The sequence below is a fragment of the Stenotrophomonas maltophilia group sp. RNC7 genome, assembly GCF_030910085.1.
In the GTDB taxonomy this organism is placed as follows: domain Bacteria; phylum Pseudomonadota; class Gammaproteobacteria; order Xanthomonadales; family Xanthomonadaceae; genus Stenotrophomonas; species Stenotrophomonas sepilia.
Genome location: NZ_JAVFVN010000972.1, coordinates 1 through 301, shown reverse-complemented (window position 1 = coordinate 301; position 301 = coordinate 1). Strand labels below are relative to the sequence as shown.

Sequence of the window (301 nt, the reverse complement as noted above, 5' to 3'; positions counted from 1 at the left end):
AAATAGAGTGGGCTTCGTCCCGGAGTTTGTCCATTTTATTCGGATTCATCAAGCAGTGCCGATGGGTCTTTCTCGCTCAGTTCGCAGTCAATCTTATCGCCGCAGTTATTGATGCTGCAATGTTCGTATTTGTTGGGATGCTTGTCGACAGCCTATTGAATGGCGAGACTGACCGCGAGGGTGTTTTAAGCCAACCAAAGATTCTCGGAATATTATTTGCAGTACTGGTACTAAGGCCTCTGCTGTCAACGCTATCGACACTTCTGTCTGAGCAAGCGATACAAGCCAAGTTTTCACCACG

Annotated in this window: 1 protein-coding gene; it reads left to right on the top strand. The window is 47.2% G+C overall.

Going from position 1 to position 301, the window contains the following annotated elements; translation table 11 throughout:
• Window positions 1–119: 119 nt before the first annotated feature.
• Window positions 120–301: hypothetical protein (locus RCF13_RS25195; RefSeq protein WP_308141642.1), on the top strand; the 182-nt coding region annotated here is incomplete at its 3' end.